The organism is Dechloromonas sp. ZS-1, assembly GCF_039649255.1.
Lineage (GTDB): Bacteria > Pseudomonadota > Gammaproteobacteria > Burkholderiales > Rhodocyclaceae > Azonexus.
In genome coordinates this window covers 1-5511 of record NZ_JBDIYD010000029.1, presented here as the reverse complement: position 1 = coordinate 5511, position 5511 = coordinate 1, and the positions used below count along the sequence as shown (strand labels likewise).

Here is a 5511-nt window from a genome sequence, read left to right as displayed (position 1 = left end):
GAGTTGTTTGAGAGTGAGTAAACGGCAAAGCCCCCTGCGGCTGTTGCCGAGGGGGCTTTGAATGGGGAGCCTGGCGGTGACCTACTTTCGCGAGCGAATGCTCACTATCATTGGCGCTCATCTGTTTCACGGTCCTGTTCGGGAAGGGAAGGAGTGGGTCCAGAAGGCTATTTCCGCCAAGCGTAACTTGTCCGTTTGTCGCTGTATAAGCGCCAAACGCAAAACTAGAAGAAGGTGTTGTGATTGCTTGAGTTGCTGTTGCTACAAGGTTATAGGATCAAGCCGTACGGGCAATTAGTACTGGTTAGCTTAACGCATTACTGCGCTTCCACACCCAGCCTATCAACGTCGTGGTCTTCGACGACCCTTCAAGGAGTTCAAGACTCCGGGATATCTCATCTTAAGGCAAGTTTCACGCTTAGATGCTTTCAGCGTTTATCTCTTCCATTCATAGCTACCCGGCGATACGACTGGCGTCATAACCGGTACACCAGAGGAATGTCCACTCCGGTCCTCTCGTACTAGGAGCAGCCCCCTTCAAATATCCAGCGCCCACGGCAGATAGGGACCAAACTGTCTCACGACGTTTTAAACCCAGCTCACGTACCTCTTTAAATGGCGAACAGCCATACCCTTGGGACCGGCTACAGCCCCAGGATGAGATGAGCCGACATCGAGGTGCCAAACACCGCCGTCGATATGAACTCTTGGGCGGTATCAGCCTGTTATCCCCAGAGTACCTTTTATCCGTTGAGCGATGGCCCTTCCATACAGAACCACCGGATCACTATGACCTGCTTTCGCACCTGCTCGACTTGTGGGTCTCGCAGTCAAGCACGCTTTTGCCATTGCACTTTATGGGCGATGTCCGACCGCCCTAAGCGTACCTTCGTACTCCTCCGTTACCTTTTGGGAGGAGACCGCCCCAGTCAAACTGCCTACCATGCACGGTCCCCCGCCAGGATTCACTGGCGTAGGTTAGAACCTCAAATAAATCAGGGTGGTATTTCAAGGACGACTCCACCAGAACTAGCGTCCCGGTTTCACAGTCTCCCACCTATCCTACACAGACCGATTCAAAGTCCAATGCAAAGCTACAGTAAAGGTTCATGGGGTCTTTCCGTCTTGCCGCGGGGAGATTGCATCTTCACAAACATTTCAACTTCGCTGAGTCTCAGGAGGAGACAGTGTGGCCATCGTTACGCCATTCGTGCAGGTCGGAACTTACCCGACAAGGAATTTCGCTACCTTAGGACCGTTATAGTTACGGCCGCCGTTTACCGGGGCTTCGATCAAGAGCTTGCACCCCATCACTTAACCTTCCGGCACCGGGCAGGCGTCACACCCTATACGTCCACTTTCGTGTTTGCAGAGTGCTGTGTTTTTATTAAACAGTCGCAGCCACCATTTCACTGCAACCCTATCGGCCTTCGTCCGCGAGGGACTACAACCTACCAGGGCACACCTTCTCCCGAAGTTACGGTGTCAATTTGCCGAGTTCCTTCTCCTGAGTTCTCTCAAGCGCCTTAGAATTTTCATCCTGCCCACCTGTGTCGGTTTGCGGTACGGTCGAATCTAGACTGAAGCTTAGTGGCTTTTCCTGGAAGCTTGGTATCAATCACTTCAGTGCCGTAGCACCTCGTCATCACGCCTCAGATAATTCCCGCGGATTTGCCTACGGGACACTCCTACACGCTTAAACCACCTATTCCAACAGATGGCTGACCTAACCTTCTCCGTCCCCACATCGCATCTAGAATCGGTACAGGAATATTGACCTGTTTCCCATCGACTACGCTTTTCAGCCTCGCCTTAGGGGCCGACTCACCCTACGCCGATGAACGTTGCGTAGGAAACCTTGGGCTTTCGGCGAGGGAGCTTTTCACTCCCTTTATCGCTACTCATGTCAGCATTCGCACTTCTGATATCTCCAGCATCCTTTACAAGACACCTTCACAGACCTACAGAACGCTCCCCTACCATATCTTTCGATATCCGCAGCTTCGGTGCACAGTTTGAGCCCCGTTACATCTTCCGCGCAGGACGACTCGACTAGTGAGCTATTACGCTTTCTTTAAAGGGTGGCTGCTTCTAAGCCAACCTCCTAGCTGTCTATGCCTTCCCACTTCGTTTCCCACTTAACTGTGTCTTGGGGACCTTAGCTGGCGGTCTGGGTTGTTTCCCTCTTGACAATGGACGTTAGCACCCACTGTCTGTCTGCCTTGCTCGCACTTTACGGTATTCAGAGTTTGCCATGGTTTGGTAAGTCGCGATGACCCCCTAGCCATAACAGTGCTTTACCCCCGTAAGTGATACAAGACGCACTACCTAAATAGTTTTCGGGGAGAACCAGCTATTTCCGGATTTGTTTAGCCTTTCACCCCTATCCACAGCTCATCCCCTAACTTTTCAACGTTAGTGGGTTCGGACCTCCAGTACCTGTTACGGCACCTTCATCCTGGCCATGGATAGATCATCCGGTTTCGGGTCTACGCCATGCTACTAAACGCCCTTATCAGACTCGCTTTCGCTACGCCTCCCCTATTCGGTTAAGCTCGCAACATAACGTAAGTCGCTGACCCATTATACAAAAGGTACGCAGTCACCCCACAAGGAGGCTCCCACTGTTTGTATGCATGCGGTTTCAGGTTCTATTTCACTCCCCTCCCGGGGTTCTTTTCGCCTTTCCCTCACGGTACTGGTTCACTATCGGTCGATCACGAGTATTTAGCCTTGGAGGATGGTCCCCCCATGTTCAGACAAGGTTTCACGTGCCCCGCCCTACTTTTCGCTAGCTCAGTACCATTACGATGTTTTCATCTACGGGGCTATCACCCACTACGGCTGGACTTTCCATTCCATTCGATTAACAAAGTAACTATCACTAGCAGGCTCTTCCCCGTTCGCTCGCCACTACTTAGGGAATCTCGGTTGATTTCTTTTCCTCCGGCTACTTAGATGTTTCAGTTCACCGGGTTCGCCTCCCATACCTATGTATTCAGTATGGGATACCCTTGCGGGTGGGTTTCCCCATTCGGACATCTCCGGATCAAAGCTTTATTGCCAGCTCCCCGAAGCTTTTCGCAGGCTTACACGTCCTTCATCGCCTGTGATCGCCAAGGCATCCACCACATGCACTTAGTCGCTTGATCCTATAACCTTGTAGTCTCTTGCGAGACGGTTACAGGCAACTCATTTGTGCTGTCTCGTACTAGCTGTAATACGAGAACAGATGCAATCACAACGTGTATCCACTGCTCATCACAGTGATACACAACCTTCTTCCGTTTTGTTAAAGAACAGTAGCTTTATCTTTCAAAAGCCAGAGATAAACACTTTCGCTTATCTCTGGGTTTTGGTGGAGGATGACGGGATCGAACCGACGACCCCCTGCTTGCAAAGCAGGTGCTCTCCCAGCTGAGCTAATCCCCCGTTTTTGACGACGTTGGTGGGTCTGGTTGGAATCGAACCAACGACCCCCGCCTTATCAAGACGGTGCTCTAACCGACTGAGCTACAGACCCTCCGTCTGTTTGCTACTTCAGAACAACCGATAGGTTGTGGGTGCCAGGATGCTTTCTCTAGAAAGGAGGTGATCCAGCCGCAGGTTCCCCTACGGCTACCTTGTTACGACTTCACCCCAGTCATGAACCCTGCCGTGGTAAGCGCCCCCCTTGCGGTTAGGCTACCTACTTCTGGCAGAACCCACTCCCATGGTGTGACGGGCGGTGTGTACAAGACCCGGGAACGTATTCACCGCGACATGCTGATCCGCGATTACTAGCGATTCCGACTTCATGGAGGCGAGTTGCAGCCTCCAATCCGGACTACGATCGGCTTTCTGGGATTGGCTCCACCTCGCGGCTTGGCAACCCTCTGTACCGACCATTGTATGACGTGTGAAGCCCTACCCATAAGGGCCATGAGGACTTGACGTCATCCCCACCTTCCTCCGGTTTGTCACCGGCAGTCTCGTTAAAGTGCCCAACTAAATGATGGCAATTAACGACAAGGGTTGCGCTCGTTGCGGGACTTAACCCAACATCTCACGACACGAGCTGACGACAGCCATGCAGCACCTGTGTTCCAGTTCCCTTTCGGGCACACCCAAATCTCTTCAGGCTTCTGGACATGTCAAGGGTAGGTAAGGTTTTTCGCGTTGCATCGAATTAATCCACATCATCCACCGCTTGTGCGGGTCCCCGTCAATTCCTTTGAGTTTTAACCTTGCGGCCGTACTCCCCAGGCGGTCAACTTCACGCGTTAGCTACGGTACTAAATGGTTTTACCCACCCAACACCTAGTTGACATCGTTTAGGGCGTGGACTACCAGGGTATCTAATCCTGTTTGCTACCCACGCTTTCGTGCATGAGCGTCAGTATCGACCCAGGGGGCTGCCTTCGCCATCGGTGTTCCTCCACATCTCTACGCATTTCACTGCTACACGTGGAATTCCACCCCCCTCTGCCGTACTCAAGTGATGCAGTCACAAGCGCAGTTCCCAGGTTGAGCCCGGGGATTTCACGCCTGTCTTACAAAACCGCCTGCGCACGCTTTACGCCCAGTAATTCCGATTAACGCTCGCACCCTACGTATTACCGCGGCTGCTGGCACGTAGTTAGCCGGTGCTTCTTATTACGGTACCGTCATCCACAAGGGATATTAGCCCTCATGATTTCTTCCCGTCCGAAAGAGCTTTACAACCCGAAGGCCTTCTTCACTCACGCGGCATGGCTGGATCAGGCTTTCGCCCATTGTCCAAAATTCCCCACTGCTGCCTCCCGTAGGAGTCTGGGCCGTGTCTCAGTCCCAGTGTGGCGGATCATCCTCTCAGACCCGCTACAGATCGTAGCCTTGGTGAGCCTTTACCCCACCAACTAGCTAATCTGATATCGGCCGCTCCATCAGCGCAAGGCCCAAAGGTCCCCTGCTTTCCTCCTCAGAGAATATGCGGTATTAGCGTAACTTTCGCTACGTTATCCCCCACTGAAAGGTACGTTCCGATACATTACTCACCCGTTCGCCACTCGCCGGCGGACCGAAGTCCCCGCTGCCGTTCGACTTGCATGTGTAAGGCATGCCGCCAGCGTTCAATCTGAGCCAGGATCAAACTCTTCAGTTCAATCCAACTAACTCGCAAATTCACTGACGGTAGATTTCTCTACCTATTACTCGGTGTATTTGCCTTAATACTTTTTTGCGACCGAAGTCGCTTCGCATCAAGACACCCACACCTATCGGTTGTCCAATTTGTTAAAGATCATCGCCGCGCCAACCAAACTCGTTAAAACCTTCGTTTCGTCGTCAGCAGCAAAGAAGCGAGATTATGATCAACTTCACTTCTTCTGTCAAGCAATTTTGAAAAATTATTTTTCAGAACCGCTTCACTTCTTTCCCCCTGAACCGCCGGAATCCACCGCCGCTTCAGAAGAGCGCGCATTCTACAGGTCTCAAAATCCTTGTCAATAACTTTCGAAAATAAACCGCTTTCCCGAAAACCACTAACAAACC

Annotated in this window: 1 protein-coding gene, 2 tRNA genes and 3 rRNA genes; all 6 read right to left on the bottom strand. The window is 52.0% G+C overall.

What is annotated here, in order from left to right; all coding sequences use genetic code 11:
* Positions 1-68: 68 nt before the first annotated feature.
* Positions 69-181, bottom strand: a 5S ribosomal RNA gene (rrf, locus tag AACO21_RS16570).
* Between the two features lie 92 nt (positions 182-273).
* Positions 274-3152: ribosomal RNA gene (locus AACO21_RS16565) — 23S ribosomal RNA — on the bottom strand.
* A gap of 204 nt (positions 3153-3356) precedes the next feature.
* A tRNA-Ala gene (locus AACO21_RS16560) sits at positions 3357-3432 on the bottom strand.
* Between the two features lie 14 nt (positions 3433-3446).
* Positions 3447-3523: transfer RNA gene (locus tag AACO21_RS16555), tRNA-Ile, on the bottom strand.
* Positions 3524-3584: 61 nt separating this feature from the next.
* Positions 3585-5122 (bottom strand): 16S ribosomal RNA (locus AACO21_RS16550).
* The 16S, 23S and 5S rRNA genes sit together here with 2 tRNA genes alongside, the layout of an rRNA operon.
* Before the next feature lie 162 nt (positions 5123-5284).
* The coding region (locus tag AACO21_RS16545; protein ID WP_346193633.1) for a hypothetical protein at positions 5285-5511 on the bottom strand (227 nt) is incomplete at its 5' end.